The sequence below is a fragment of the Achromobacter sp. B7 genome (genome assembly GCF_003600685.1).
Lineage (GTDB): Bacteria > Pseudomonadota > Gammaproteobacteria > Burkholderiales > Burkholderiaceae_B > Achromobacter > Achromobacter spanius_B.
Window position 1 is genome coordinate 857,792 of sequence record NZ_CP032084.1, and the last position, 26,983, is coordinate 884,774.

The following is a 26,983-nucleotide window of genomic DNA, read 5'->3' on the forward strand; positions in this document are numbered from 1 at the left end:
GCCCGGGCAGGCATTCAGCCAAAGAACCAGTAGCACACGCCGATGGCGGCCATCACGCCGGCCGCATCGGCGATCAGCGCGCAGCCCACCGCGTGGCGCGCGCGCAATATCCCCACCGACCCGAAGTACACCGCCAGCACGTAGAAGGTGGTTTCGGTGCTGCCCTGCATCACGGCCGACAGCAGGGCGGGGAAGCTGTCCACGCCGAAATGCGTCATGGTTTCCAGCATCATCGCGCGCGCCGCGCTGCCGGAAAACGGCTTGACCAGCGCGGTCGGCAGTGCGTCGACAAAGCGCGTGTCCCAGCCGGCTTGCAGCGCCAGCCAGCGGATGCCGTCCAGCAGAAAATCCAGCGCGCCCGATGCGCGCAGCACCCCCACCGCGCACAGCATGGCCACCAGATACGGCAGCAGGCTCTTGGCAATGTCGAAGCCTTCCTTGGCGCCCTGGATGAACGTTTCGTAGACCGGCACCTTTTTCCAGGCGCCCACGACCAAGAACGCCAGCAGGATGCCGAACAGCGCCAGGTTGCCCATCACGGACGATAACGACGCGATGGCCATGGCCGACATGCCGGCCAGCAGCGCCATGAAGCCGCCCATGAGCAAGGCCGCGCCGCCCAGCCACAGCATCACTACCGGGTCGGTCAGCCGCAGGCGCTGGCACACGGCCACGGCCAGAAAGCCCGCCAACGTCGACGCGCTGGTTGCCAGCAGGATGGGCAGGAATACCAGCGTGGGATCGGCCGCGCCCTGCTGCGCGCGAAACATGAACAGCGTGACGGGCAGCAGCGTCAGCGATGACGCGTTCAGCACCAGGAACAGGATCTGCGCGTTGCTGGCGGTTTCAGGCGTGGGGTTCAGGGATTGCAGTTCGCGCATGGCGCGCAGGCCGATGGGGGTGGCGGCGTTGTCCAGCCCCAGACCGTTGGCCGCGAAGTTCAGCGTGATCAGACCGATGGCGGGGTGATTGCGCGGCACGCCGGGCATCAGGCGTGCGAACAGCGGCCCCAGCAGGCGCGCCAGCTTTTCCACCAGTCCGGCGGCTTCGGCGATACGCAGGAAGCCCAGCCACAAGGTCAGCGTGCCGAACAGCAGCACCATCACTTCGACCGACACGCGCGCCATGTCGAACAGGCTGGCCACCATCAGGCGAAAGACGTCGGGGTCTCCAATGGCCAGCCAGCGGTACAGCGCGGCGGCGGCGGCGGTCAGGAAGAAGCCCAGCCAGAGTTTGTTCAGCATGCGTGACGATGCCCGGACAGCGGTTGATTGCGCACCAGCGCGGGGACGCTCATTGTCGCAGAGTCAGCCCTGGCCAGCTTGGCCGCGCGGCGCCAATTCTGGTACTTTGGGCCGAACCGCCCTAGGGCCATAACAGTGAGGGACACTCATGGATTTCAATGCCTGGCGCCGTCGCCGCATCTCGGAACCCGCGTACCGCTGGGCGCGCAACGCCTTGCCCCCCATGTCGGCCACCGAGCGCGAGGCCATCGAGGCCGGAGACACCTGGTGGGACGCCGACCTGTTCACCGGCAACCCCAACTGGCGCAAGCTGCTGGACGTGCCCGCCGCCACCCTCACCCCCGAAGAGCAGGCCTTTATCGATGGCCCCGTGGCGCAGCTGTGCACGATGCTGGACGAATGGGACATCACCTGGAACCGGCGCGACCTGCCACCACAGGTCTGGAGCTTTCTGAAATCGCAGCGCTTTTTCGGCATGATCATTCCGCGCCGCTATGGCGGGCTGGGTTTTTCCCCGTACGCGCATTCCGAAGTGGTGCGCCGCATATCGGCCTATTCCATCACGGCGGGCGTGACCGTCATGGTGCCCAATTCACTGGGCCCCGGCGAACTGCTGATGCAGTTCGGCACGCCCGCGCAGCGTGATTACTGGTTGCCGCGCCTGGCCGATGGCCGCGAGGTGCCGTGCTTCGGGCTGACCAGCCCCGAGGCGGGCTCGGATGCCGCGTCCATGGTGGACACCGGCGTCGTCTGCCGCCAGGTGGTCGATGGCCGCGAACTGATCGGTATCCGGCTCAACTGGCACAAGCGCTACATCACGCTGGGGCCGGTGGCCACGGTGCTGGGGCTGGCGTTCAAGATGTCAGACCCTGACGGCATTCTGGGCGGCCCGGCAGACATCGGCATTTCGGTGGCGCTGGTGCCCACCGAGGCGCCCGGCGTGGAAATTGGCCGACGCCATCTGCCGGCCATGCAGGTGTTTCAGAACGGCCCGAACAAAGGGCGCGATGTGTTCGTGCCGCTGGATGCGCTGATCGGCGGCGAGGCCCGCGCCGGCCAGGGCTGGAAGATGCTGATGAGCGCCTTGGCCGCCGGGCGCGGCATTTCGCTGCCGTCGCTGTCGGCCGCCGCCGCCGTCATGTGCGCGCACACCACCGGCATGTACGCGCGGGTGCGTGAGCAGTTCGGCATCCCCATCGGCAAGTTCGAAGGCGTGCAGGAACAGTTGGCCCGGCTGGCGGGCAACGCCTATCTGGTCGAGGCGGCGCGCCGCCTGACCTGCGCCGCGCTGAACCAGGATGTAAAGCCGGCCGTTGTGTCCGGCATCATGAAATACCACGCCACCGAGCGCATGCGCGATTCGGTCAACGCCGCGATGGACGTGCACGCGGGCCGCGCGGTCATCGACGGCCCCAGCAACTACCTGGGCGCGCTGTACCGCGCGGTGCCCATCGCCATCACGGTCGAAGGCGCCAACATCCTGACGCGCAACCTCATCATCTTCGGGCAGGGCGCCATCCGCGCGCATCCCTATCTGATGCCGGAAATGCTGGCGCTGGCCAACCCCGACGAAGAACGCGGTATCGAGGTGTTCCATGACGTGTTCTGGCGCCATCTGCGGCACGCCGGCAAGAACACGCTGCGTGCGATCGGGCGCGCCTGGTCGGGCGCCTTGCTGGCGCCGTCGCCGGTGTCCGGCCCCACGGCCGGGCATTACCGGCGGCTGGGACGCTATGCGTCCGGTTTTGCGCTGTTGGCCGACGCTACGTTGGCGCAATTGGGTGGCGGGCTGAAGCGGCGCGAAATGATCTCGGCGCGGCTGGGCGATGTGTTGTCGCAGCTTTACCTGTTGTCGGCGGTGCTCAAGCGTTGGGAAGACGAAGGCCGCAAGCACGACGATCTGCCGCTGGTGCATTGGTGCATGGAACAGGGCTACGCCAGCATCGAGAAAAGCCTGGACGACGTGCTGCGCAACCTGCCGGGCCGCGTGCTGGCGTGGGGCCTGCGCGCCGCCATCCTGCCGTGGCGCCTGGCGCGCGGGCCGAACGACGCCCTGACGCGCGCCTGCGCCGACCTGCTGTTGAAGCCGTCACCCACGCATGACCGGCTGGCGGCCGACCTGCATCGCGAGCCGGGCAGCGGCGCGGGGGCTGGCGTACTGCTGGGGGGCGGCCGCGCGGGCAGCGACCCCTTGGCGGATCTGACCCGCGCCTTCGCGCTGGTTGAAGCGGTGCAGCCCATCCGCGACCGCCTGCGCCAGTCGAACGTGCGCAATTGGCGCCAGGCGCATCAGCTGGGCGCCATCACGGACGCCCAGGCCGCGCAGCTGGAGGCGGCGGACGCGATGGTGTCCAAGGTCTTGCAGGTCGATGATTTTGCGCCGCAAGAGCTGTCGCCCCAGGCGGCAAGCCCTGATTCGACGTCCGCTTCCGAACAGGCCCCGGAACCCGACGCTTAGTCGTCGGCGTTCGGATCCATGCCCGGAAACAGGATTTCAGTGAAGCCGAACTTCGTGAAATCCTGAATGCGCGATGGGTACAGGCGGCCGATCAGGTGGTCGCATTCGTGCTGCACCACGCGGGCATGAAAGCCTTCGGCTTCGCGCTCGATCAGCTGGCCATACGGGTCGCGGCCGCTGTAGCGGATGTGGCGATAGCGCGGCACCAGCCCGCGCAGGCCGGGCACCGACAGGCAGCCTTCCCAGCCGTCTTCCATCTCGTCCGACAGCGGCGTGATGACCGGGTTGCACAAGATGGTCTGCGGCACGGGGGGCGCGTCGGGATAGCGGTCGTTGCGGTCAAAGCCGAAGATCACCAATTGCAGGTCCACGCCGATCTGCGGCGCCGCCAGCCCCACGCCTTGCGCGGCCGCCATGGTTTCAAACATGTCGTCGATCAGGGCGTGCAGCTCGGGCGTGTCGAATGTATCGACGGGCGGGGCCACGCGCAGCAGGCGCGGGTCGCCCATTTTCAGGATGGGGTGGATCATGGCGGTACGCGTCAGTCCTGACGGCCTTTCTTCTGGATGAACTCGATCTTGTAGCCGTCCGGGTCTTCCACAAAGGCGATCACGGTCTTGCCGTGCTTCATCGGACCGGCTTCGCGGGTGACCTTGCCGCCGCGTTCCTTGACCTTGTCACAGGCTTCGTAGGCGTTGTCCACTTCCAGCGCGATGTGGCCGTAGCCGTTGCCCAGGTCGTACTTTTCGGTGTCCCAGTTGTGGGTCAGTTCGATGACCGCGCCTTCGGATTCGTCTTGATAACCCACGAAGGCCAGCGTGAACTTGCCTTCCGGGTAGTCGTTGCGGCGCAGCACGCGCATGCCGAGCACGTTGGTGTAGAAATCGATGGATTTATCAAGGTTGCCGACTCGCAGCATGGTGTGGAGCATACGCATGGAGATCTTCCTTAGGCGATGAGGGGTTGTGGCAGGAACCCGGGGTTGCCCGAGTGTTGCCGCGTAATGCCGATGTCGCGCAGTGCGCCGCCCATGGCGGCGACCGCCTGCCGCATCTGGTCCGCGCCAAAGGCGCCGATGCAGCCGACCCGGAACGTGGGTTGTTCGGTGTTGAAGAAATTACTGAGCACGTAGCCGCGCGCCTTCAGGGCGTCCACGAACAATTGCAGATGCCAGTTCGGGGAATCCGGCGCATGCACGTTGACGACGATGGGACCTTGCAGATCGCGCGACAGGTAGGGCGTCAGGCCCAGTTCGCTGACGCCATCATAAAGCGTGTGCATGTTGGCCGTGTAACGCGCCAGCCGCGCCTCGCGGCCTTCCTGGCGGTACAGGTCCAGCGCCACGGCCAGCGCCGCCAGCGTGGGTGCGGGCGGCGTGAAGCGCGGGCCGGCATTGGGCGCCAGCGTGTGTTGATAGATGTCGGCCAGGTCCAGCGACCAGCTGCCCGCGTTGCCGCGCGCGGCCTCCAGGCGGTCGCGGCGGGCCACGACGAACGCGGCGCCGGGCAGCCCTTCCAGGCATTTATTGGCAGTCAGCACCACGGCATCCACGGCGGGCAGGGAGGAGACATCCAGCGGCAACGCCCCGAAGGCGGATACCGCGTCGACGATGACGCGGCGGCCCAGCGCGTGGGCAATGCGCGCCAACGCCGGCACGTCGTGGCAGATGCCGCTGCCCGTTTCGCTATAGACCAGCGCCAGGTGCGTCAGCGTGGGGTCTTGTTCCAGCGCGGCGGCCACGGCGGCCGGATCCAGGCGTTCGGTGGCGCCCACCGCCAGCGGCACGGCGATGCGTCCGGCGTCGCTGGCCAACTTTTGCAGGCGGGCCGCGTACGCGCCGGTGGACGGCGCCAGCAGGCGGCCGCCGGGCGGCACGAAGGTGCGCACGGCGGCTTCCACCGCAAAGTGGCCGCAGCCGGGCAGCGCCATTGCCACGTGCTCGTCGGCCGAGCCCTGGGCCACCTGCAAGACGCCGTCGCAGACCTGTCGGTAGGCTGCGCGGAAATCGTTGTCCCACGGCGCGTAGTCTTGCGCCATGGCGGCCTTCACCCGCGCGTCGGTCGTGACCGGGCCAGGAATCAGCAGCAACATTGTCTTGTCTCCAGTGCGCCTCAGAACTGAGGCAGCGAAGCGGGGTCGTGGCGCCGCAGGACGTTCTTGGCGTCTTCGAAGTCGGGAAGGATCTGGCCGACTTCGCGCCAGAAGTCCTGACTGTGGTTCATCTCGCGCAGATGCGCAAGCTCGTGCGCGATGACGTAGTCGATGATGCCGGGCGCGAAATGGATCAGGCGCCAGTTCAGCATGATGTTGCCGTCGCTGGTGCAGGAGCCCCAGCGCGTGGCGGCGGACGACAGCCGCCAGCGGCGGATCTTCAAGCCGCTGATTTGCAGGAAATGCGCCAGCCGCGCGCCGAACCAGGCGCCCGCGCGCTGCTGTAGCCAGGCTTGCGCGGCGTCGCGGATGCGGCTTTGGTCGGCCGTGGACGGCAGCGCCAGCCACAGCGTGTCGCCGTCCTCCGGCGCGTCGGCATCGCCCGACAGGCGCGACTGGCGGCTGTCGCCGCCTACGCCGATCAGGATGCGCTTGCCCAGGTAAGGCAGTTCGCCGCCCGCCTGCCAGCGCGTGTGCGCCATGGCCAGCTGCTGCTTGCGGGCGTGCCATTCGCGCAGCTTGGTGACGATCCAGCGCGCTTTCTCGCGGACCGCGTCGTCGATCTGCGTCAGCGTGACCCAGCTGGGCGCGGTGACCCGCAGGCCGTCGTCGGTGATGACAAAGCCAATGCTGCGCCGGCGCGAACGCAGCAGCACGAAGCCGATGGGCTGTTGGTCCGTGGGAATTTCGCGCCAGCGCGCGCCGGGCGGCAGCGGGTCGGGGCAGGGCGTGGGCACGCGCGAGGCGGCGTTGGGCGACAGCGTCAGCAGCGGTTCGCCCTTGCCGGCATCGCCTTGAGCGGCGTCGGGGAACAAGTTCACCGGTGTGACAGGCTGGGGCTGGGGCTGGGGTTGGGGCTGGGGCTGCTGAGGCTGCGGTTCAAGCCTGGGCTGCGGCCGCGGCTTCGGCGTGGCGATCAGCGGCGACGCGCCGTGGGGCGCGTCGTGTTCTTGCATGTCGAACAAGAGTTCGAGCTGATCAGTGCTGGGCATACCTTTCAGGATTCAGACGCCGCATTTCCCCTTCGATCCATTCCTGAACCTTCTGGTTCAGTTCGTCGGGGGAGAGTCCTTTGGATTCTATCGCGGGACCGATCGACAGGGTGACCAGCCCCGGATATTTGACGAAAGCGTTGCGCCGCCAGCACTCGCCGGCGTTGTGCGCCACCGGAATGACCACCGCGCCGGTGCGCGAGGCCAGCAGCGCTCCGCCCATCTTGAAGCGCGCCGTCTTGCCCGGCGGCACGCGCGTGCCCTCGGGAAACAGCAGCGGCCAGCGGCCTTCGTCCATGCGCGTCTGGCCCTGCTTGACCACCTGGTCGAAGGCGTCGCGGCCCTTCGAGCGGTCAATGGCAATCATGCGCAGCAGCGCCAGGCCCCAGCCGAAGAACGGCACCATGTGCAGTTCTTTCTTGTAGACGAAGCACACTTCGCGCGGCATGTGCGCGGGAAAGAACAGCGTTTCCCAGGCCGACTGGTGCTTGGACAGGATCACCGCCGGGCCGTCGGGCAGGTTTTCCCAGCCCTTGACCTGCCAACGGATACCGCAGAACACCTTGGCGCCCCAGATGGCCAGGCGCGGCCAGCCCACCGTCAGCTTGTAGCGCCAATGCAGCGGCAGCGGCGCCCACAGGATGCACAGGAACGCGTAGGGAATGACCGTGATGGCCAGGAACAGGAAATACAGCAGCGAACGTAGCCGGGCCATTGAATCAATTGTCCTGAAGCAGAATGTCGACCACGGCCGACAGGTCTTCGCAGACCCCGGTGTTCTCGGGCAGGCCGCCCTTGGCCAGCGTCTTCTTGCCGTTGCCGGTGTGCACCAACCACGGCGCGCAGCCCACGGCCGCCGACGCTTGCAGATCGCGCAGCGAATCGCCCACCGCCGGCACGCCGGCCAGGCTGATGTCGTAGCGATGGCCGATCTGTTCGAACAGGCCCGGGCGCGGCTTGCGGCAGGTGCAGTTGTCATCCGGCCCGTGCGGGCACAGGAACACGGCGTCGATCGTGCCGCCCACGGCGGCCAGTTCGCGCCGCATCTTGGTGTGGATGGCGGTCAGCGTGTCCATGTCGAACAGGCCGCGCGCCAGGCCCGACTGGTTGCTGGCCACCACCACTTTCCAGTCGGCCTGCGTCAGCCGCGCAATGGCTTGCAGGCTGCCGGGCAGGGCGATCCATTCGTCGGGATTCTTGACGAACGCATCGCTGTCCTGATTGATGACGCCGTCGCGGTCTAGGATGATCAGTTTCACTGTGCCAGCCTGGAAATGTCGGCCACCTGGTTCATCAGGCCATGCAGCTGGCTCAACAACGCCAGCCGGTTGGCGCGCACGGCCGGGTCTTCGGCCATGACCATGACGTCGGCAAAGAAGGCGTCCACCGGTTCGCGGGCTTGCGCCAGCGTGGACAGGCTGCCGGCAAAGTCGCCGGCGGCCAACTGGGCTTCGGCTTGCGGGCGCAGCGTGGCGACCGTGGCGGCCAAGGCCTTTTCAGCCGGTTCCACCAGCGCGGCGTCGTTCACCGAACCGATCTCGCCCTCGGCCTTTTTCAGCAGGTTGCCGATACGCTTGTTGGCGGCGGCCAGGCTGGCGGCTTCGGGCAGTTGCGCGAATGCGGCGGCGGCGCGCACGCGTTCGGCCACCTGATGCAGCGGCGGCGTCAGCGCAATCACGGCTTCCACCGCGTTGCGGTCGAAGTCGTTGATGAGCTGGTTGCGATAGCGCTCGTAGATGAAGGTGCGCACTTCGGCCAGCGTGTCGGCCGGAATCTTCCCGGCGGGGAAGGTGCCGGCGGCCAGGGTCAACAGGCCGTCGAGCGACAGCGGGCCGTCCTGGCTGACCTTCAGCCAGCCGCCGGCCGCCAGTTGTTCAAACGCGCTGATCAGGCCCAGCGCCGCGCGGCGCAGGCCGAAGGGGTCGCGCTCGCCCGTGGGCGCCAGGCCGATGGCCCAGATGCCGACCATCGTTTCCACGCGCTCGGCGATGAACAGCGTGGCGGCGGTCAGCGTGTCTGGCGTGACGGGGGCGTCGTAGCGGTTGCGGTATTGCGTGCGCAGCGCTTGCACGACGCTGTCCGGCTCACCATCGCCGGCTGCGTAGTAAGCGCCCATGATGCCTTGCAGCTCGGGGAATTCGCCCACCATGTTCGAACCCAGGTCGGCCTTGGCCAGCATGGCGGCGCGGTCGGCGGCGGCAACGTCGCCGCCCAGTTGCTCGGCCACGCCACGCGCGATGGCGCGCACGCGTTCGACGCGTTCAAGCTGGGTGCCCAGCTTGTTGTGATAAACGATGGAACCCAGCTGCTCCACGCGCGAAGCCAGCGGCGTCTTGCGATCGGTTTCGAAGAAGAACTGCGCATCCGCCAGGCGCGGGCGGACCACGCGCTGGTTGCCTTCGACGATATTCACCGGGTTGTCCGTGTGCATGTTGCTCACGATCAGGAAGCGGTGCGTCAGGCGGCCGGTGGCCGGGTCGAACAGCGGGAAGTACTTCTGGTTCAGCCGCATGGTCAGGATCAGGCATTCCTGCGGCACTTGCAGGAACTGCTCTTCAAACTGGCCCACGTACACGGTGGGGTGTTCGACCAGCGCCGTCACTTCGTCCAGCAGCGCGGCCACTTCCGGGTCATCGCCCAGCGTGGCCGACAGGCGGCCGGCGTGGTCCAGCAACTGACGCTGGATCTCATCGCGGCGGCCTTCGAAGGACGCCACGACGCGGCCTTTTTCCGCCAGCGTGGCGGCGTAGGAATCGGCATCGACAAACGAGACCGGACCGGCGGACATGAAGCGGTGGCCCAGCGTGTCGCGGCCGGCCTGCATGCCCAGCGTGGACACGGGCACCACGTCGGCGCCGAACAGGGCGACCAGGCCATGCGCCGGGCGCACGAACTTGACGGTGGTGACGCCGTCGGCCAGCTGATAGCGCATCACCTTGGGAATCGGCAGGCTGTTCAACGCCGTGTCGATGCCTTCCTGCAAACCGGCAGCCAGCGACGAACCGGTGGCGGTGCCGCGGGCAACCAGGTAGTCCTGCTTGCCGTCGGACTCGCGGTCCAGCGTGGACAGGTCTATGTTTTCCAGGCCCTTGGCGGCCAGCTTCTTTTGCAGTGCGGGCGTGGCCTTGCCGTCTTCGGTCAGGCCGATCTTGGCGGGCATCAGCTTTTCGGCATAGGGCTGGTCGGGCGCCTGCGCCAGCACGGCGGACAGATGCACGGCCAGCCGGCGCGGCGTGGAATACGCGGTCACGGCGCAGCCGTCGGCCAACAGGCCGTGGCGTTCCAGCGTGGCGCGCACGCCTTCGGCAAAGGCCTGGCCCAGCTTTTGCAGGGCCTTGGGCGGCAGTTCTTCGGTCAGCAGTTCGACCAGCAGGGGGCGGATGTTCGTCGTCATTTATGCTGCCTCCCCGGCGGCCTGGTTGCGGCGCAGCATGGGAAAGCCCAGTCGTTCGCGGGAATCGAAATAAGCCTGCGCGACGGCGCGCGACAGGTTGCGGATGCGGCCGATGTAGGCGGCGCGCTCGGTCACGCTGATCGCGCCGCGCGCGTCCAGCATGTTGAAGGTGTGCGCGGCTTTCAGCGCGGCCTCGTAGGCCGGCAGCGCCAGGGGCACTTCCATCAGGCGCTTGGCCTCGGCTTCGTAGTCGTTGAAGTGCGCAAACAGCATGTCGGCCGACGAGTGCTCGAAGTTGTAGGTCGACTGCTCGACCTCGTTCTGGTGGAACACGTCGCGGTACAGCACGCGGTTGCCGTTGGCGCCTTCGGTCCAGATCAGGTCGTAGACGCTTTGCACGTCTTGCAGGTACATGGCCAGGCGTTCCAGGCCGTAGGTGATTTCACCGGTGGTGGGGGTGCAATCCAGCCCGCCCACCTGCTGGAAGTACGTGAATTGCGTGACTTCCATGCCGTTCAGCCAGACCTCCCAGCCCAGGCCCCAGGCGCCCAGCGTGGGATTTTCCCAGTCGTCTTCCACAAAGCGGATGTCGTGTTGGGTGGGGTCGATGCCCAGCGCCTTCAGCGAACCGATGTACAGGTCCAGGATGTCGGGCGGCGCGGGCTTGAGCACCACCTGGTACTGGTAATAGTGCTGGAGACGATTGGGGTTTTCGCCGTAGCGGCCATCCTTGGGGCGGCGCGAGGGCTGTACGTAGGCGGCGCGCCACGGCTCCGGGCCGATCGCGCGCAGGAACGTGGCCGTGTGCGAGGTACCGGCGCCGACTTCCATGTCGTAGGGTTGCAGCAGGGCGCAACCCTGCTTGTCCCAGTATTCCTGGAGCGTAAGGATGATTTGCTGAAAGGTGAGCATAGGATTCTTGGAATTCGACCGCCGGGCAAGGCCTGCCGTGGGCGTGGGAAACCGGGCATTTTAACTGGCCCGGGGCCGTCCCGTTTGGCGGGCGCCGCCGCGCGGTTACATCTATGTCCGGACGGCATCCCCCGGGCGGGCCAGGTGTGCCCCTGGCGGACGCTTGGGGGCGGCCTCGCTGCGCCTGCAAACCAATGGTCGTATGATTCCGGGTTACGTCCCAAGTCTTATATAAAACCCGGAACCCGATTCCGAGAAATCCCGGAAGGAGCAGTCCTATGTCAGACCTGATCACGGTGGAAGTCACCGACGGCATCCAGATCATCACGATCAACCGCCCCGAAGCCAAGAACGCCATCAACCTGGAAACCGCCCAGGCCATGGCCGCCGCGCTGGACCAGCTGGACAGCCGCGACGACATCCGCATCGGCATCCTGACGGGTGGCGGCGGCACGTTCTCGTCGGGCATGGACTTGAAGGCATTCGCCAAATCCGGGCAGCGCCCCTACGTTGAAGGCCGTGGTTTTGCCGGCCTGAACGAACGCCCGCCCAAGAAGCCGCTGATCGCCGCCGTGGAAGGCTACGCGCTGGCCGGTGGCTGCGAAATGGCCTTGGCTTCCGACCTGATCGTGGCCGCCAACAACGCCAAATTCGGCCTGCCGGAAGTCAAGCGCGGCCTGGTGGCAGGCGCCGGCGGCATGCTGCGCCTGCCGCGCCGCCTGCCGTACCACATTGCCATGGAAGTGATCTTGACGGGCGAAATGCTGACGGCTGAACGCGCTTACTCGTTCGGCCTGGTCAACCGCCTGACCGAGCCGGGCGGCGCATTGGCCGGCGCGCTGGAACTGGCGCGCGCCATTGTTGAAAACGGCCCGCTGGCCGTGCAGACCGCCAAGAGCATCGTGTCGCAGGCCGTTGATTGGGAACAGGACGGCATGTTCGACCGCCAACGCCCGTTGATCGCCCATATCTTTTCGTCGGCCGACGCCAAGGAAGGCGCGACCGCTTTCGCTGAAAAGCGCAAGCCGGTCTGGCAAGGCAAGTAATGAGTATCTCCGGCCGCCTTTCAAGGCGGCCGGGCAACAATAACGATCTGTGCTCCCTTGTGGTTAGCTTCACCCGCCAGCCGCGTTTTCAATATCCAGTTTTCCATCTAGACCCGCAAATCGCCATGTCCGTCATCATTAAAGAAGAAGACTTCATCCAGTCGATAGCCGATGGCATTCAGTTCATCAGCTACTACCATCCCGTCGACTACATCCGCCATCTGGCCCGCGCGTACGAGCGCGAGGAAAGCCCCGCCGCGCGTGACGCGATGGCGCAGATCCTGACCAATTCCCGCATGTGCGCCGAAGGCAAGCGTCCGCTGTGCCAGGACACCGGCATCGTCAACGTCTTCCTGAAGATCGGCATGAGCGTGCGCTTTGACACCAAGCGCACCTTGCAGGAACTGTGTGACGAAGGCGTGCGCCGTGGCTACCTGAACCCGGACAATCCGCTGCGCGCCTCCGTGCTGGACGACCCGCTGTTCGCCCGCAAGAACACGCGCGACAACACGCCCTGTATCCTGCACGTCGAACTGGTCCAGGGCGACAAGGTCGACGTGCAGATCGCTTCCAAGGGCGGCGGTTCTGAAAACAAATCCAAGTTCGCCATGCTGAACCCCAGCGACTCGCTGGTGGACTGGGTGCTGAAAACCGTCCCGACGATGGGCGCCGGCTGGTGCCCGCCGGGCATGCTGGGCATCGGCGTTGGCGGCACCGCTGAAAAGGCCATGCTGATGGCCAAGCAGTCGTTGATGGAAGACATCGACATGTACGAACTGCTGGCCCGTGGCCCGCAGAACAAGCTGGAAGAGCTGCGTATCGAGCTGTACGAAAAGGTCAACGCGCTGGGTATCGGCGCGCAGGGCCTGGGCGGCCTGACGACCGTGCTGGACGTCAAGATCAGCACCTTCCCCACGCACGCCGCGTCCAAGCCGGTTGCCATGATCCCGAACTGCGCCGCCACGCGTCACGCGCACTTTGAACTGGACGGCACGGGCCCCGCGCGCCTGGACCCGCCGTCGCTGTCCGAATGGCCCGAAGTGCATTGGGCGCCGGACTACAACAAGTCCAAGCAAGTCGACCTGAACACGCTGACCAAGGAAGAAGTGGCCAGCTGGAAGCCGGGTCAGACGCTGCTGCTGTCGGGCAAGATGCTGACCGGCCGCGACGCCGCGCACAAGCGCATCCAGGACATGCTGGCCAAGGGCGAGCCGCTGCCGGTGGACTTCACCAACCGCGTGATCTATTACGTGGGCCCGGTGGATCCGGTGGGCGATGAAGTGGTCGGCCCCGCCGGTCCCACCACCGCCACGCGCATGGACAAGTTCACTGACATGATGCTTGAGAAGACGGGCCTGATCTCGATGATCGGCAAGTCCGAACGTGGCCCGGTCGCCATCGAAGCCATCAAGAAGCACGGCTCGGCCTACCTGATGGCCGTGGGTGGCGCGGCCTACTTGGTGTCCAAGGCCATTCGCGGCGCCAAGGTGCTGGGCTTTGCCGACCTGGGCATGGAAGCCATCTACGAATTCGACGTGAAGGACATGCCGGTGACCGTGGCGGTGGACGCCAAGGGCACGTCGGTCCACACGACGGGTCCGAAGGAATGGCAGGCCAAGATCGGGAAGATCCCGGTTGCGGTGGCGTAATCCACGCAGCGTTGCGCGCTGACATAAAAACGGCCGCTGAGAAATCAGCGGCCGTTTTTTTGACGCGGCGTGGCATGGCGCCTAGGCGCCGCGCGTGCCCTTCGTGAACGCTGCTATCGCGTCCGGCGATTTGCCCAGCACCTCGCGCAGCACTTCCTCCGTGTGTTCGCCCAGCAGCGGTGGCGCGCGCCGATACACCACCGGCGACCCCGAAAAGCGCAATGGGCTGGCCGTCACCGGCGCCACGCCGCCCAAGGGATGCGGCATGTCTCGACGCAACTGCCGGGCCTGCGCCTGCGGGTGCGCAAAGGCCTGCGCAATATTGTTGATCGGGCCGCATGGCACGCCCACCGCTTCCAGTTTGGCAATCCAGTCGTCGCGGCGGCCTTCCTGCATGATCGCCGTCAGGATGCCGATCAGTGTTTCGCGGTTCGTCACGCGCAACCGGTTCGTGGCAAAGCGCGGGTCGTCGCCCAATTCCGGCACGCCGATGGCGCGGCAGTACGCGCGGTACTGCGATTCATTGCCCGTGGCCACGATCAGGTGGCCGTCGCTGGCGGCGAACGCCTGATACGGCACCACGTTCTGGTGGGCGTTGCCCGCGCGGGTGGGGGCCACGCCCGAGTTGAAGTAGTTGGAATTCTGGTTTGCCAACAATGCCACGTGGCTGTCCAACAGGGCGATGTCCAGATGCTGCCCCAAGCCGCTGCGATGCCGTTCCTGCAAGGCCGCCAGAATCGCCACCGTGGCGTACATGCCGGTGACGATGTCCGTCACCGCCACGCCCGCCTTCTGCGGGCCGCCGCCGGGCAAGTCGTCGCGTTCGCCGGTGATGCTCATCAGCCCGCCCATGCCCTGGATCATGAAGTCGTAGCCGGGGCGCTGTGCAAAGGGTCCGTCCTGCCCAAAGCCCGTGACCGAGCAGTAGATCAGGCGCGGGTTGACGGCCTTCAGGCTGTCGTAGTCCAGCCCGTATTTGGCCAGGCCGCCCACCTTGAAGTTTTCGACCAGGATGTCGCTGACAGCGGCCAGCTCGCGGATCAGCGCCGCGCCTTCGGGCGTGGCCATGTCCGCTTCCACCGAACGCTTGTTGCGGTTGGCGCTGAGGTAATAGGCGGACTCGCTGGTGTCCTGGCCGTCGCCGTCCTTCAGGTACGGCGGCCCCCAGGCGCGCGTGTCGTCGCCCACGCGCGGGCGTTCGATCTTGATGACGTCGGCGCCCAGGTCGGCCAGGTTCTGCGTGCACCAGGGGCCGGCCAGGATGCGCGACAGGTCCAGCACGCGGATGCCGTCCAGCGCGGGCGCGCGCGTCATGATTGCACCGTCGCGGTACCGTGGCTCATCACCACCACGTTGCGTTCGCGCGAGCGCGCCAGGAACTGGATCTGCCCGTCCGGCAGCCGCCAGATGTCGCATTGCAGCGTTTCACCGGGATACACCGGCGCCGAGAAGCGCGTGTTCAGACTGGTCAGCCGCGATGCGTCGTAGTCGCAGCAGCTTTTCACGATGGCGTGCGCCACCACGCCATACGAGCACAGCCCATGCAGGATGGGGCGCGGATACCCGGCCTGGCGCGCGACCTCGGGGTCGACATGCAGCGGATTGGGGTCGGCGTTCAAGCGATACAACAGTGCGGCATTGGGGGCGATGCGCATTTCGCAGCGCAGGGTCGGGTCGCCCTGCGGCGCGGCGGGCAGGGGCTCGGGGCTGGCATCGCCCTGGCCAAAGCCGCCGTCGCCCCGGCAGAAGGTGCTTTGCCGCAAGGTGGCCAGGCAGGCGCCGTCCTCGCCGTGCAGCGTGCGTTCGGTGATGACGATGGCGCCTTTGTCCGCGCCCTTGTCGATCACATGCGTGTTGCGGCTGCGGCTGGTGACCTGGCCCGCCGGCGGCAGCGGCGCGTGCACGGTCAGGCGTTGTTCGCCGTGCACCACCTTGACCCAGTCGATGCTGCTGCGCGCATCGCGCACCCAGAAGCCCGGGTACGCCAGCACGACGCCCATCGTGGGAAATGCTTGCAGGTCTTCTTCGTACACGTAGCGCAGCTGCCGGGTGTCCTCGGGGTCCTGGCCCAAGCCGATGCCCAGCGCGTACAGCATGGTGTCTTTGTGGTCGTAGCGCTGACGGACCTCGTCAAAGCGCCAGTTCTTTACGGTCGCGTAATCCAGCGGCATGGCGGTCTCAGATGGGGTCCCAGTCGATCACGTCGGGCGAACGCTCCAACGCGTAGAAGTGCTTGCGCATGGCAGGCACGGCGATGTCGGCGATGCGTTCGGGCGTCCAGCCTTCGCTGTGGTGCACCGTGCGCAGCGGGCGCGGCTGGCTGATCAACATGATTTCGTTGGCGCGCACCGCGAAGATCTGCGCGGTGATTTCGCTCGCCGCGTCGCTGGCCAGAAACACGGCCATCGGCGCGACCTTGCCCGCTTCCATCTTCTTCAGTTTTTCGACGCGCGCTTTCTCTTCGTCGGTTTCCGCCGGAATGGAACTGGTCATGCGGCTCCAGGCAAAGGGCGCGATGCAGTTGGAACGCACGTTGTAGCGCGCCATGTCCAGCGCGATGGATTTGGACAGCGCCACGATGCCCAGCTTCGCGGCCGCGTAGTTGGCCTGACCGAAGTTGCCGATCAGGCCCGAGGTGGATGTCATGTGCACGAACGCGCCCGATTCCTGCTCGCGGAAATACGGCGCGGCCGCGCGGCTCATGAAGAACGAACCGTTCAGGTGCACGTCGATCACCTGGCGCCATTCTTCTTCGCTCATCTTGTGGAAAACCCGGTCGCGCAGATTGCCCGCGTTGTTGACGACGGCGTCAATGCGTCCGAACGCGTCGATGGCCGTCTGCACCACGCGGCTGGCGCTGTCGTACGCCGCCACGCTGTCGGTGTTGGCCACCGCCTGTCCGCCTGCCGCCGTGATTTCGCGCACGACCGCTTGTGCGGGGCCTTCGCCGCCGCCTTCGCCGGTCAGCGACACTCCGATGTCGTTCACCACCACCTTGGCGCCCGCCTCGGCCATCGCCAGCGCAATGCTGCGCCCGATGCCTCCGCCCGCGCCGGTGACGACCACTACCTTTCCGGAAACGATGCCGCTCATTGCCCTGACTCCTTTGCTGCGGCGCACGCGCCGTCGATGGAAAACAGTTCCGCATCAACCGGTCTGGTTCATGGGAATGCCCCATGGTAGATTCGTGGCGGCATTCGAAGAATTCAAAATTAGAAATGCCCCCCTTCTGCGTGGTGGAACATGAGACATGATCTGACGGACCTGCGTTTGTTCTTGAACGTGGGCGAAACCCTCAACCTGACCCGGGCCGCGGAACGCACGTTCCTGTCCTTGCCGGCGGCAAGCGCCCGGGTCAAGCACATGGAAGAAGCCTTCAAGGCGCGCCTGTTGGTGCGGCTGGCCACGGGCGTGGCGCTGACGCCGGCGGGCGAGGTGCTGCTCAAGCACGCTAATGCCGTCTTTCGACAGCTGGAATGCCTGAACGCCGATCTGCAACCCTATGCCAGCGGCCTGAAAGGGCGCTTGCGCCTGCTGGCCAACACCACGGCCACCAATTCGTTCCTGGCCGATGCCTTGTCCACGTTCCTGGCGGAAAACCCTGACGTGGACGTCGAGCTCGAAGAGAAAATTTCTGGCGACATTGTCATCGCCATCCGCGCGGGCGCGGGTGACCTGGGGCTGGTGGCCGGCAATATCGACGTGGAAGGCCTGGATGTCACGCCCTTGTTTCGCGACGAGCTCACCGTGGTGACGTCGCTGGACCATCCGCTGGCCGCCTCCAAGTCCGCGCACTTCGCGGACCTGGTCGACGCCTACCAGTTCGTGGGCATCCACCCCGACAGCGCCATCCAGACCTTTCTGGAAGACATTGCCAGCGGCCTGGGCAAGCGCCTGTGCCAGCGCGTGCACGTGGGCAGCTTCGAAGCGGTGTGCCGCATGGTCGAGGCGGGCGCGGGCATTGCCGTGGTGCCACGCGCCTGCGCCGCGCGCTACAGCCGCCCCGATGCGCTGCACGTGCTGAAGCTGGAAGACGCCTGGGCGCTGCGCGACCGCTTGCTGTGCCGCCAGCGCGGCCGCGACCTGCCCAGCTTTGCCGAGTGCTTCATCGAACACGTGCAACGCGCGGCGCGCGGCCAGTCGGCGTAAGCCGGCCCTCGTGCGTATGTCGTAGGCGCGACGGGACTTAGGGAAATTCCTGTCCGATGATCGAACATTGAAGCGGGTACGAAAGAGGGGCTTTTGCAAATGTGTAGCGGCGAATCCCGGCTCTCGGAAAATAATAAAAAAGCGTGAGGCGACCCACGCGAAGAAAAAGAGCGGCGGGCGGCAGCATCCAACGCCTGATCGCGAACAACACCGAGACCCAGGAGACCGCAGTGATTGATCCTCAACGCCGCCGCGTCATCGCGGGGCTGGGCGCCGCGTGCGCCTCGGCCGTGCTGCCCACTTTGTTTTCATCGCCCGCACGCGCCGCCACCTGGCCCGGCCATGCCGTGACCTTCATCGTGCCGTTTCCGGCGGGCGGGCCGGTGGATACCACCGCGCGCTTCACCACGCAGCCGCTGGGGCAGATGTGGTCGGTGCCCACCGTGGTGGACAACAAGTCGGGCGCGGGCGGCATCGTCGGCGCGCAGTTCGCGGCCAAGGCCGAGCCCGATGGCTACAACTTCTTTTTCGCATCCATCCATCACGCGGTGCTGCCCAGCCTGCGCAACAACCTGACGTACGACATCACCACCGATTTCGTACCGGTGGGCATGGCCGCGGTGTTTCCCATCGTGCTGGTGGTGAACGCATCGCTACCGGTGAACTCCGTCAGCGAATTGATCGCCTACGCCAAGAAGAACCCGGGCAAGCTGTCGTTCGGGTCGTCCGGCACGGGCGGCGGCACGCACCTGGCGGGAGAGTTGTTCAATGCCATGGCCGGCATCCGCATCCAGCACGTGCCCTATCGCGGCAGCGCGCCGGCCATGCAGGATTTGCTGGGCGGGCAGGTGCAGGTGATGTTCGCCGATGGCCCGTCCGCCGTGCCGCACCTGAAGGGCGGCAAGGTCCGCGCGCTGGGCGTGGGCAACCCCACGCGTTCCAGCATGCTGCCCGACGTGCCCACCATCGCCGAGTCGGGCCTGCCCGGCTACGAGGCCTATTCCTGGAGCGGCGTGATGGCGCCCAAGGGCACGCCGCCCGACATCGTCAAGCGCATCAATGCCGACATGGTCAAGGTGCTGTCCGATCCGGCCACGGCCAAGAGCTTGATCGCGGCGGGCGCCGAGCCCAAGCCCGGCACGCCCGAACAGTTCGGCGCCTTCGTGCGCGACGAGATCGTGAAATGGCGCGACCTGATCAAGACGGCGAATATCAAGCTGGAATAAGGCAGATGAGATAGAGCAGATGAGATAGAGCAGATGAAATAAGGCAGACCGCATCGGGCAGATTGATGAATCCGGATAGGGGCTTCGGATTGCGCTGCCGCATTTCAGATTTGTTCTATATCTGTTTGGCGTGGGGTCGGCTAGGCTCCCGGCAGGAAATCCTTACGGACTCTGCCATGCCCAGCCAGTCGACGTTCCGTTTCACCTTTGAGCCTGTGAAGGCAAGTGCGATCGGCGTTGCCTTCGACGTTGTCGAGTTCACGCTGGACGAAGCGCTGTCGGAATCGTATCGCTTGACGCTGTGGCTATCCAGCACGGCATCCGCCATGGATATCGGCGCCATGCTGGACGAAGCGGCCTTGTTCACCATCTGGCATGGTGCGCAAGCCGCGCGCCACGTACACGGCATCGTCACTGAATTTGAACAAGCCGCTACCGGCTTTCGCCGTACCCGCTATCGGGCAGTGGTCGAACCGTCTTTGGCGCGTGCCGCCCTATGTTCCGATTGGCGCGTCTATCAGCACCTGTCCGTGCCCGAGATCATGGCCGACGTGATCAAGCGCCAGGGCATCACCGACTACGAACAGTTCAGCACCCACGAACACCTGCCGCGCGAGTATTGCGTGCAGGCAGGCGACACGGACCTGGCTTTCCTGGACAGGCTTGCCGCCGAGGAAGGCTATTTCTATTACTACGCGCATTCCGACGGCGGGCATCGTCTGATCCACGGCGACCGCATCACCCTCAACGACGACATCCCGGGTGACCCGGTCATCTACCACCCCACCCGCGGCGGCGACCCGCCCGCGCCCGGCTTGCAGCGCTTTAGCTATACCGAGCGCGTACGTACCGCCATCCAGACACAACGCGACTACACCTATACGCACCCCCGGTACGAGCAGGAACACAGCGCTGTCGCCGAGGATCAGGCGCATCAGGACACCCGCTACGAGCGTTACGACTATCCCGGGCGCTACAAGCGCGATGAGGCGGGCAAGCCCTTTACCCGGACCCGCCTGCTGGGGCGGCGTAACGACGCTTGCAGCGCGTCTGTCGAAGGCGACGACCCGCGCCTTGTTCCCGGCCTGGCCTTTTTGTTGCAGGGCCACGCGCGCAACGAGTGGAACCGCAAGTGGCGCCCGGTACGCATGCGTCACCATGGGGTTCAGCATGTCAGCCAGGAGCAAGACGGCGCGCACGCCCAGTCAGGCACGCACTACGGCTACACGGCTGAACTTGTGCCCGATAAAACAGACTGGAAGCCGTCGCCCCGCGGCAGACCGTGCATCGATGGCCCGCAAACGGCCACCGTTGTCGGCCCGCCCAACGAAGAAATCTTCTGCGACGAGTTTGGCAGGATAAAAGTGCAATTTCCCTGGGACCGCCTCGGCCGCAACAACGAACACAGCTCGTGCTGGATACGCGTGGCGCAGGATTGGGCGGGCGCGCAGTGGGGGCATATGGCGGTCCCGCGTATCGGTCAAGAGGTCGTCGTGAATTTCTTGAACGGTGATTGCGACCAGCCAATTGCCATGGGGCGGCTATTCCGCGCAACCAACCTGCCGCCTTACGCGCTGCCCCGGCACAACACGATTGCCACCATCAAATCCAAAGAGCACAAAGGGCACCGCGCGAACGAACTGCGGCTGGACGACACCTTGGCCCAGATCAGCGCGGCGCTGATGAGCGACCATGCCGCCTCCGAACTACATCTGGGTTATTTGACGCAGCCCAGGCCCGAAGGCGGGGCGCCCCGTGGTGAAGGGTTCGAGCTGCGCACGGACGGACAGGGCGCGGTGCGCGCGGCAAAGGGGATATTGCTGACGACAGACGGACAGGCACACGCCAACGGCGGGCAGCTATCCCGTAGCGAACTGGTGCAGGGCTTTGAAAGCGCGCTGGAATTGGCCCGTAACCTGGGCGAATACGCCGCGCGCCACGAGGCGCTGACGCTTGACCCCACGCGCCAACAGCAGCTGACGGACAACGTGCGGGACCTTGGACATGGCGCCAACGACGAAGCCGGGGGCAGCAACGGCGGCCAACCCGTTATTGGGTTGAGCAGCCCGGCGGGCATTGCCGTGGGGACGCCGGCGTCAATCACCCTGGCAGCGGGCGGCAACGCGGATACCGTCGCGCAGAAGAACCTGCACCTGACGGCGGGGCAATCCGTCGTTATGAATGCGGGGCAGGGAATCAGCCTCTTCACACAAAGCGGGGATATGCGGCACATCGCCCACCAAGGCCAGATGCTGTTGCAGGCGCAACATGGCAGCGTGCGCGTGCAGGCCGAAAAAAGCGTTGAAATTTCCTCGGCCGACGCGCATGTCCTGGCGGTTGCCGACAAGCACATCACGCTGTTGTGCGGCGGGGCCTACATCAAGATGCAGGATGGCGCGATTGAGTTCGGCTGCCCCGGCGCGTTCACGGTCAAGGCGGCCAGCCACCAGATGTTGGGGGCGGCCAGCCTGGCAGCGGAACTCCCCCGGTTTGACCTTGGCCAGACCCAACGAAAATTCATCGTGACCCTGCCGGACGGTGTGCGCCCGGTGGCCCACCGCCGCTACACGATCACGTTGAACAATGGCGAAACCGTGCAAGGCGTCACCGACGCGCAAGGCGCGACGCAGTTGGTGCAAAGCGACGCAATGCACATCGCGACGCTGACTGTGCACGACGCCTATTGACGCGGCCGGGGGGTGGGCCGTGATGCGATTGGCCGGGCTGCCAGCGGGCCAATTCACTTCGACCAAGGAGGTTTCATGGCAACACATTCTGTCCCATTGACGGGCCAGCCCGAGGCGCTGCTGTTGCCCGGCGCGCGCCCTGCGATCGTGCGGGTACAACAGGCAAAGCCCTGCGTGGTGATTCTGATTCACGGAGTGAATGATCTGGCCGGCGTGTATGACGACCTGGAAACCGGCATCTGCGTGGGCTTGAATGAGCGCCTGGATCATTTGAAGGCCGCGGACGGCAGCAGAAGCTGCGCCGCGCTGAATCCCGCCAGTTACCGATTGCCCGCCGAGGATCAGGGCGCGGCGCCCAATCCTGACGCCGTCTACTATCGCCGCCGAGCATCCGCCGGCAAGTTCGGCGGCGCGTCGCGCAGTGTCGTCATCCCGTTCTATTGGGGCTTTCGCGAAGAAGAGCAATACATCGACAAGAAGACCGAGCACGGAGAATGGCTGGACCGCTACCACAACAGGCTCGACAAAGACGGCATCAAGCAGGGCGGGATGTTCGCGAACGCCACGACTTCCATCCCGGATATGTGGGGTGAGGGCTTCTCCGGCAAGCTGATGGGCCTGCTGCCGATCAACCCCTTGTTTGGGTCGCCCGACCACCCACTGGTCATGGCGCCCAGCCGCAAGTACATGCTGCTGGCGGCCAGGCGCCTGGCCATGCTGGTGAATATGATTCGCGCCTATCGCCATCCTGGCGGCAAGACCACCGGCGAAAACGACACGATCAACGTGGTCGGGCACAGCCAGGGCACGCTGATCACCCTGCTGGCCAACGCCTTGCTCAAGGACGAAGGCAAGCGCCCCGTGGATGCGGTCATCATGATGAACCCGCCATACAGCCTGCTGGAGTCCCGCTTCGAGCGCATGGAGATGTCCGAAGCGCAGCAGACCACCAAGGCGCGCGTGACAACGCTTGCGAATATCGTCGGCTTCATCGGCGCAAATCCCAACCCGGTGCCCACCTTCGCTCAGATGGCCGACCCCTCAAGCCCGTCCTGCATCGGTGGATTGCGTTGGAATGGCTTGCAATGCCAGACCACGCTGGAGGGCAAAGACGTTGCCTTTTCCGAGCGTGACAATCGCGGCCGCGTGTTCCTCTACTTCTCTCCCGAGGACAAAACCGTCGGCATGCGCAATGTGCAGGGTATCGGCTGGCAAGGCATTGCCGACACCTTGACTTACCAGGCCATGCCTGCGCACAAGCCAAGGACGATGGTGGATTTCGTGCCCACGATGGTGGGCAACATGGCGAAGCAGTGGGTGGGTGATATTTACGGCCCCGGATTGTCCGCACTGGGTAGCCATTTTCATCAACGCGTATTCACCATGCGAGCGCGGGACGGCGAGAGCCAACCCATTGGTTTGCCGCCAACGCAGGACTACGTCTTGCGCCGACAGCATGAAAGCACCTGGGAGGGTGCGGGCATGGGCCTGCCGCAGCGATGGGCGGCCAACGCCGACTTCGCGCCTGGCCAGTCGGTGCCCATCAACGCGCCAGCCCTGCCGCAGCCGTTTCTGGCGGACTTCAGGTCGGGCGGGGTGGTAATGGCCGAGCAGGCATCGGCGGGTATTGCACCGGTACACGCGCCGGATGATCCGATTGATGCATCGATTGCCATTACGAAAAAGGGAATACGTGTGGCGGGTACCCGCGTGGTGACCTTACCGGAAAGCGCCGGACCGGTCCCGCAAACCTATAGCTCCCGCAGTGCAAGCATGGCGTATGCGCCATTGCTTGAAGCCGAACTCACGGGTTTGAACGACCCGCTGCGCAACCCGTACACCGCACCGGAAAACAACGATTGGGCAGCGGACTGGCACCGGATCACCGGGGTCGACCACGTGGGCGGGCGCCGCTTTAACGTGACATATCAGGAAAGCCCGAACGAGGCGCGTCGGCGAAGAATGGACGCGGGGGTGGACGAGCAAAGCCCGCTCTCCTTTCATTCATCAATCCCCGCGAATTCGATGCATAGCCAACGCGCGATGGCGTACGACCTGGCGATAGGGCAGGCACGCAGTATTGATGATGAGCCGTTCTATGCGTATTTGTGTCGGGTGGCGGATTGGAGGATGGCTTGGGTGGAGTTCGATGTGGAACCAAACGCTAGCAAAGAGAACGACGCGGCACTGCCGGACGAGGCAACCTTGGATTACTACAGAAACGAAAGCTCCGAGAATCTCGAACTCATCAATGCTACCGACCTCTATCGAAGTCGGCGAGTTGCGGTCTATGACGAAGATGGGAAGTTGTTGACTAGGGGAGGAGGCAGCTTGCCTGCCTCGATCCATCAAATGAAGTTACCCACCTTGGTGTCTACGCAGACCCGAAAGGACAGAGATGCTGGCCGCGATCTCACGGCTGGGGACGGGGAGCCGGGATGAAGTTCATATCTTGCGCTATGGCCTTTTTGTTGGCTGCTACGTTTCAGCAAGAGGTACGCGCCGACACCGAAAGTTCAAGGGAGTCCTCCGAGTGGAAGGGCGTGGCTTGCGAATTTCCCCCAGCGCCTGATGCGTGGATTCCCGTTGACCCCATTCCGCAAGCCCCCGGAGTTGTGATGCCTATTTTCGCTGCGCCCTCCTCGTCCCCACGCCTGGAGACGTTGGACATCATCCGCGTTGGCTTGAGCTTGGACGTCTATCGACAAGGTCAGGTGTGGGCACAACTGCTACAACAGAACTCTTCACAATCCGACGCATTGCAGGTCGGGACCGCGTTGCAGATGGACCCTGCGTTCTATCCAACCATAGCGGAAGATAAGGACATGGCCTGGGCGCAGCGTAAGGCCAACGCATTGGAGTTGGCGCTGCGCGGCTTTCCTGAACGTTGGGCCATTCCCACCTTGACGGTTGTGCGCGATTACGACCCGACGGTGCCCCGACTGCGCTTTTCTCCAGAAAGAGCGTCTATTTCCCTCAACGGGATGGCCGACCGAACGATGGGGCCTGCGGGATTGCATTGGCATCGAAGTAAGCCGCTCAGACCCGGCGTTATTTGCAACAGTACGCCGGAAGAGTTCGTGAAGTATCTGTTCAGTGTCTTCGAAAAGAACCCCGATATGCCCGCGCTGCTGGTTTATGCCGTCGACGGCTTTGGCATGTTCTATGCAATGGGCAGTCGCAATGACAAGCGCAAGGGTGTGGCGACTGGTCCCCGCCAACCCGGCGAGCTGACAGACGCCGTTACCGCCATCGTCTTTGCCCGCCCCGAGCGCCTGGACTGGTTGCGCGGCTTTGCCAAATACACCAAACCGCACAAGAACGACATTGACCCCGCCTTCACCGGCTGGCGCCGCAACCCGCCATACTCCTTTCAACCCAGCCCCTGGTTCCCTCAACCCATCACCGAGCGCGGCTTCCAGCAATGGGACCGCCTGACACCGTTGGCCCGGTTGCACCGTCCGGTCGAAGTCTCGCTGCAATCCGACGGCATTCCCCTGAAAGGCGACGCACGTCATGCGGCAATGGCAAACGCCTGGACGCAGGCCGTGACGCCTCTGGCCCACGCGCCCACGCGAGTCTTCTACGACGCAGGCTTGAACCGTTCCGCCCTGGCCGATCTGCTTCCCGCTTTACAGATGGCCGACAGCTCGCTCGACCTGCTGGCTTCGGACCAAAGCTACGACCTGACGCAACGCCTGGGCGACACGGGTGCGGCGTCTCCCTTTGTGGGAATTGCGCTAGCCACCATGGCCAGCTATCTGAACGCCGACACCAGCGCCATCGTCCCGCTGCGCCGTGACGACCGGGTAACGGTGATCACCATCAGTTCGCCGACGCCGGGCCAGAAGCCGGCCAACGATCCCTTCGGCGTGAAGCTGCGCCCGCAAACCCGTACCTTGAGCGAAGCGCCGTCACCGGAGTTTCTGCAGCGGTTTGCGGAACTGACGCAAGAAAGCGCGCGTAACGCCCCGCCACCCGCTCGGTATGTGGACCCGGAGAAAATTGCGGCCGAGAAGCGCCTGCTGGATCAGTTCATCGCTGGCGGGCCGAGTATGGATTTGTTGGGGGAGTCGGAGAAGTGATGCCGCCGCTACACGCTAGCCCGCTACCGCCACCAACGCCGCGCGCGCGCTGAGATATTCGGCTTCCAGCTGATCCACCAGCGTCGCGATGGACAGAGTTTCCTGCGCCGCCCCTACCCCCTGGCCGGCGCTCCAAACATCCTTCCACGCCTTGGGCCGCGAGTTCTTGTCCATGTTGGCGGGCGGCGCTTCGCCGTTCTTCGCCAACGCCACCGGGTCCAGGCCCGCCGCCAGAATGCTGGCCGACAGGTAGTTCGCGGGCACGCCCGAAAAGTAAGGCGTGTAGGTCACGTCGGCTGCTTGCGCTTGCAGCACCATCTCGCGGTAGGCGTCGTTTGCCAGCGATTCCTGCGTGGCGATGAAGCGCGTGCCCATGTAGGCGAAGTCGCAGCCCAGCACCTGCGCGGCCAGCACGTCCTTGCCATGGCTGATACAGCCCGATAGCGCCAAAGGGCCGTCGTAGAACGCACGGATTTCGTTGACCAGCGCAATCGGATTGACCTGGCCGGCGTGGCCGCCCGCGCCCGCCGCTACCAGGATCAAGCCGTCCACGCCCGCCTCCAACGCGCGCTTGGCATGCCGCACGTTGGTGACGTCGTGATAGACCAGCCCGCCGTAAGGGTGCACCGCCCGCACCACCGCTTCGGGCGCGTGCAGCGACGTGATGATGAGCGGCACGCGGCGTTCGGCGCAGATCGCCAGGTCGCCCTGCCAGCGCGGGTTGCTGGGGTGGATGATCAGGTTCACGCCGTAGGGCGCCACCTTGGCGTGCGGATGGGCGCGGCGTTTGGCTGCCAGCCCGTCTTCAATGCGCGTGATCCAGTCTTGCAACTGTTCTTGCGGACGAGCGTTCAGGGAGGGAAAGGTGCCGATGATGCCGGCCGCGCATTGCGCCACGACCAGCTCGGGCCCAGAGACCAGAAACATGGGGGCGCCGATGATCGGCAGGCGGGTCTGGGCGCGTAGCGCAAGCGGGGCGGGCATCAGTGG

General features: G+C 65.3%; 21 protein-coding genes. 8 read left to right on the forward strand and 13 right to left on the reverse strand.

Annotated features, from left to right (window positions below; genetic code table 11):
* Positions 1-14: 14 nt before the first annotated feature.
* On the reverse strand, positions 15-1,244 hold the full coding sequence (locus DVB37_RS03850; RefSeq protein WP_120153907.1) for a nucleoside recognition domain-containing protein: 1,230 nt from the start codon (positions 1,242-1,244) through the stop codon (positions 15-17).
* 148 nt (positions 1,245-1,392) lie between these two features.
* On the opposite strand from DVB37_RS03850, the gene DVB37_RS03855 reads away from it, so the two are divergent.
* Positions 1,393-3,702: an acyl-CoA dehydrogenase gene (locus tag DVB37_RS03855; protein WP_046806496.1), complete on the forward strand. Its 2,310-nt coding sequence runs from the start codon at positions 1,393-1,395 to the stop codon at positions 3,700-3,702.
* Here the strand turns inward: DVB37_RS03855 and def are convergent.
* The 8 genes from def to glyQ are packed head-to-tail and all read right to left on the reverse strand — an operon-like array spanning position 3,699 to position 11,151.
* Positions 3,699-4,232, reverse strand: coding sequence for a peptide deformylase (gene def / locus DVB37_RS03860; RefSeq protein ID WP_120153909.1), 534 nt, complete (start codon positions 4,230-4,232; stop codon positions 3,699-3,701). The two genes, DVB37_RS03855 and def, sit on opposite strands and share 4 nt — an antisense overlap.
* 11 nt (positions 4,233-4,243) lie before the next feature.
* The gene (gene gloA, locus DVB37_RS03865) at positions 4,244-4,639 is read right to left on the reverse strand and encodes a lactoylglutathione lyase (protein ID WP_046806494.1); all 396 of its coding nucleotides are present in this window, start codon (positions 4,637-4,639) and stop codon (positions 4,244-4,246) included.
* An 11-nt stretch (positions 4,640-4,650) separates the two neighbouring features.
* Positions 4,651-5,793 (reverse strand): 2-aminoethylphosphonate--pyruvate transaminase, encoded by a 1,143-nt coding sequence (locus DVB37_RS03870; RefSeq protein WP_120153911.1) that lies wholly within the window; start codon positions 5,791-5,793, stop codon positions 4,651-4,653.
* A gap of 20 nt (positions 5,794-5,813) precedes the next feature.
* On the reverse strand, positions 5,814-6,845 hold the full coding sequence (locus DVB37_RS03875) for a M48 family metallopeptidase (protein ID WP_120153914.1): 1,032 nt from the start codon (positions 6,843-6,845) through the stop codon (positions 5,814-5,816).
* The gene (locus DVB37_RS03880) at positions 6,832-7,560 is read right to left on the reverse strand and encodes a 1-acyl-sn-glycerol-3-phosphate acyltransferase (protein ID WP_046806492.1); all 729 of its coding nucleotides are present in this window, start codon (positions 7,558-7,560) and stop codon (positions 6,832-6,834) included. The genes DVB37_RS03875 and DVB37_RS03880 overlap by 14 nt, the downstream gene beginning before the upstream one ends.
* A gap of 4 nt (positions 7,561-7,564) precedes the next feature.
* Positions 7,565-8,104: a D-glycero-beta-D-manno-heptose 1,7-bisphosphate 7-phosphatase gene (gene gmhB, locus DVB37_RS03885; RefSeq protein WP_120153916.1), complete on the reverse strand. Its 540-nt coding sequence runs from the start codon at positions 8,102-8,104 to the stop codon at positions 7,565-7,567.
* Complete coding sequence (gene glyS / locus DVB37_RS03890; protein WP_120153919.1) at positions 8,101-10,239, reverse strand: glycine--tRNA ligase subunit beta; 2,139 nt, start codon at positions 10,237-10,239, stop codon at positions 8,101-8,103. The genes gmhB and glyS overlap by 4 nt, the downstream gene beginning before the upstream one ends.
* Entirely contained in the window at positions 10,240-11,151 is a 912-nt protein-coding gene (gene glyQ / locus DVB37_RS03895) for a glycine--tRNA ligase subunit alpha (RefSeq protein WP_120153921.1), read from the reverse strand.
* Positions 11,152-11,429: 278 nt separating this feature from the next.
* On the opposite strand from glyQ, the gene DVB37_RS03900 reads away from it, so the two are divergent.
* A complete protein-coding gene (locus DVB37_RS03900; RefSeq protein WP_046806488.1) occupies positions 11,430-12,197 on the forward strand; it encodes a crotonase/enoyl-CoA hydratase family protein in 768 nt (255 codons plus the stop codon).
* 125 nt (positions 12,198-12,322) lie between these two features.
* The gene (locus DVB37_RS03905) at positions 12,323-13,846 is read left to right on the forward strand and encodes a fumarate hydratase (RefSeq protein WP_006217560.1); all 1,524 of its coding nucleotides are present in this window, start codon (positions 12,323-12,325) and stop codon (positions 13,844-13,846) included.
* Between the two features lie 81 nt (positions 13,847-13,927).
* On the opposite strand, the gene DVB37_RS03910 is transcribed toward DVB37_RS03905, so the two are convergent.
* The 3 genes from DVB37_RS03910 to DVB37_RS03920 are packed head-to-tail and all read right to left on the reverse strand — an operon-like array spanning position 13,928 to position 16,939.
* Entirely contained in the window at positions 13,928-15,160 is a 1,233-nt protein-coding gene (locus DVB37_RS03910; protein ID WP_120153923.1) for a CaiB/BaiF CoA-transferase family protein, read from the reverse strand.
* The gene (locus tag DVB37_RS03915) at positions 15,157-16,017 is read right to left on the reverse strand and encodes a MaoC/PaaZ C-terminal domain-containing protein (protein WP_120153925.1); all 861 of its coding nucleotides are present in this window, start codon (positions 16,015-16,017) and stop codon (positions 15,157-15,159) included. Before DVB37_RS03915 ends, DVB37_RS03910 begins: the two co-directional genes overlap by 4 nt.
* Positions 16,018-16,024: 7 nt before the next feature.
* A complete protein-coding gene (locus DVB37_RS03920) occupies positions 16,025-16,939 on the reverse strand; it encodes an SDR family NAD(P)-dependent oxidoreductase (RefSeq protein ID WP_046806485.1) in 915 nt (304 codons plus the stop codon).
* Positions 16,940-17,089: 150 nt separating this feature from the next.
* Here DVB37_RS03920 and DVB37_RS03925 point away from each other — a divergent pair, with 150 nt between their 5' ends.
* The 5 genes from DVB37_RS03925 to DVB37_RS03945 all read left to right on the forward strand — a co-directional run bounded on the left by DVB37_RS03925 (position 17,090) and on the right by DVB37_RS03945 (position 25,993).
* The gene (locus DVB37_RS03925; protein ID WP_120153927.1) at positions 17,090-17,995 is read left to right on the forward strand and encodes a LysR family transcriptional regulator; all 906 of its coding nucleotides are present in this window, start codon (positions 17,090-17,092) and stop codon (positions 17,993-17,995) included.
* Positions 17,996-18,225: 230 nt separating this feature from the next.
* Positions 18,226-19,221, forward strand: coding sequence for a tripartite tricarboxylate transporter substrate binding protein (locus DVB37_RS03930; protein WP_104143457.1), 996 nt, complete (start codon positions 18,226-18,228; stop codon positions 19,219-19,221).
* Positions 19,222-19,397: 176 nt separating this feature from the next.
* Positions 19,398-21,908, forward strand: coding sequence for a type VI secretion system Vgr family protein (locus DVB37_RS03935; RefSeq protein ID WP_120153929.1), 2,511 nt, complete (start codon positions 19,398-19,400; stop codon positions 21,906-21,908).
* A 75-nt stretch (positions 21,909-21,983) separates the two neighbouring features.
* The gene (locus DVB37_RS03940; RefSeq protein WP_120153931.1) at positions 21,984-24,350 is read left to right on the forward strand and encodes a DUF3274 domain-containing protein; all 2,367 of its coding nucleotides are present in this window, start codon (positions 21,984-21,986) and stop codon (positions 24,348-24,350) included.
* A 221-nt stretch (positions 24,351-24,571) separates the two neighbouring features.
* Positions 24,572-25,993 carry a DUF2875 family protein gene (locus tag DVB37_RS03945; RefSeq protein WP_205571603.1) on the forward strand — a complete coding sequence of 474 codons (1,422 nt, stop codon included), beginning with the start codon at positions 24,572-24,574 and terminating at the stop codon, positions 25,991-25,993.
* A 15-nt stretch (positions 25,994-26,008) separates the two neighbouring features.
* On the opposite strand, the gene DVB37_RS03950 is transcribed toward DVB37_RS03945, so the two are convergent.
* The gene (locus tag DVB37_RS03950) at positions 26,009-26,977 is read right to left on the reverse strand and encodes a nitronate monooxygenase family protein (protein WP_120153935.1); all 969 of its coding nucleotides are present in this window, start codon (positions 26,975-26,977) and stop codon (positions 26,009-26,011) included.
* Between the last annotated feature and the right edge of the window lie 6 nt (positions 26,978-26,983).

Bases quoted from the DNA above. Each gene is read 5' to 3' on its own strand.
- DVB37_RS03950 (WP_120153935.1), bottom strand. From the start codon at position 26,977: ATGCCCGCCCCGCTTGCGCTACGCGCCCAGACCCGCCTGCCGATCATC.
- DVB37_RS03905 (WP_006217560.1), top strand. From the start codon at position 12,323: ATGTCCGTCATCATTAAAGAAGAAGACTTCATCCAGTCGATAGCCGAT.
- gloA (WP_046806494.1), bottom strand. From the start codon at position 4,639: ATGCGTATGCTCCACACCATGCTGCGAGTCGGCAACCTTGATAAATCC.
- DVB37_RS03875 (WP_120153914.1), bottom strand. From the start codon at position 6,845: ATGCCCAGCACTGATCAGCTCGAACTCTTGTTCGACATGCAAGAACAC.
- DVB37_RS03850 (WP_120153907.1), bottom strand. From the start codon at position 1,244: ATGCTGAACAAACTCTGGCTGGGCTTCTTCCTGACCGCCGCCGCCGCC.
- DVB37_RS03925 (WP_120153927.1), top strand. From the start codon at position 17,090: ATGAGACATGATCTGACGGACCTGCGTTTGTTCTTGAACGTGGGCGAA.
- def (WP_120153909.1), bottom strand. From the start codon at position 4,232: ATGATCCACCCCATCCTGAAAATGGGCGACCCGCGCCTGCTGCGCGTG.
- DVB37_RS03880 (WP_046806492.1), bottom strand. From the start codon at position 7,560: ATGGCCCGGCTACGTTCGCTGCTGTATTTCCTGTTCCTGGCCATCACG.
- DVB37_RS03940 (WP_120153931.1), top strand. From the start codon at position 21,984: ATGGCAACACATTCTGTCCCATTGACGGGCCAGCCCGAGGCGCTGCTG.
- DVB37_RS03920 (WP_046806485.1), bottom strand. From the start codon at position 16,939: ATGAGCGGCATCGTTTCCGGAAAGGTAGTGGTCGTCACCGGCGCGGGC.
- DVB37_RS03935 (WP_120153929.1), top strand. From the start codon at position 19,398: ATGCCCAGCCAGTCGACGTTCCGTTTCACCTTTGAGCCTGTGAAGGCA.
- DVB37_RS03910 (WP_120153923.1), bottom strand. From the start codon at position 15,160: ATGACGCGCGCGCCCGCGCTGGACGGCATCCGCGTGCTGGACCTGTCG.
- DVB37_RS03870 (WP_120153911.1), bottom strand. From the start codon at position 5,793: ATGTTGCTGCTGATTCCTGGCCCGGTCACGACCGACGCGCGGGTGAAG.
- glyQ (WP_120153921.1), bottom strand. From the start codon at position 11,151: ATGCTCACCTTTCAGCAAATCATCCTTACGCTCCAGGAATACTGGGAC.
- DVB37_RS03900 (WP_046806488.1), top strand. From the start codon at position 11,430: ATGTCAGACCTGATCACGGTGGAAGTCACCGACGGCATCCAGATCATC.
- DVB37_RS03855 (WP_046806496.1), top strand. From the start codon at position 1,393: ATGGATTTCAATGCCTGGCGCCGTCGCCGCATCTCGGAACCCGCGTAC.
- DVB37_RS03915 (WP_120153925.1), bottom strand. From the start codon at position 16,017: ATGCCGCTGGATTACGCGACCGTAAAGAACTGGCGCTTTGACGAGGTC.
- glyS (WP_120153919.1), bottom strand. From the start codon at position 10,239: ATGACGACGAACATCCGCCCCCTGCTGGTCGAACTGCTGACCGAAGAA.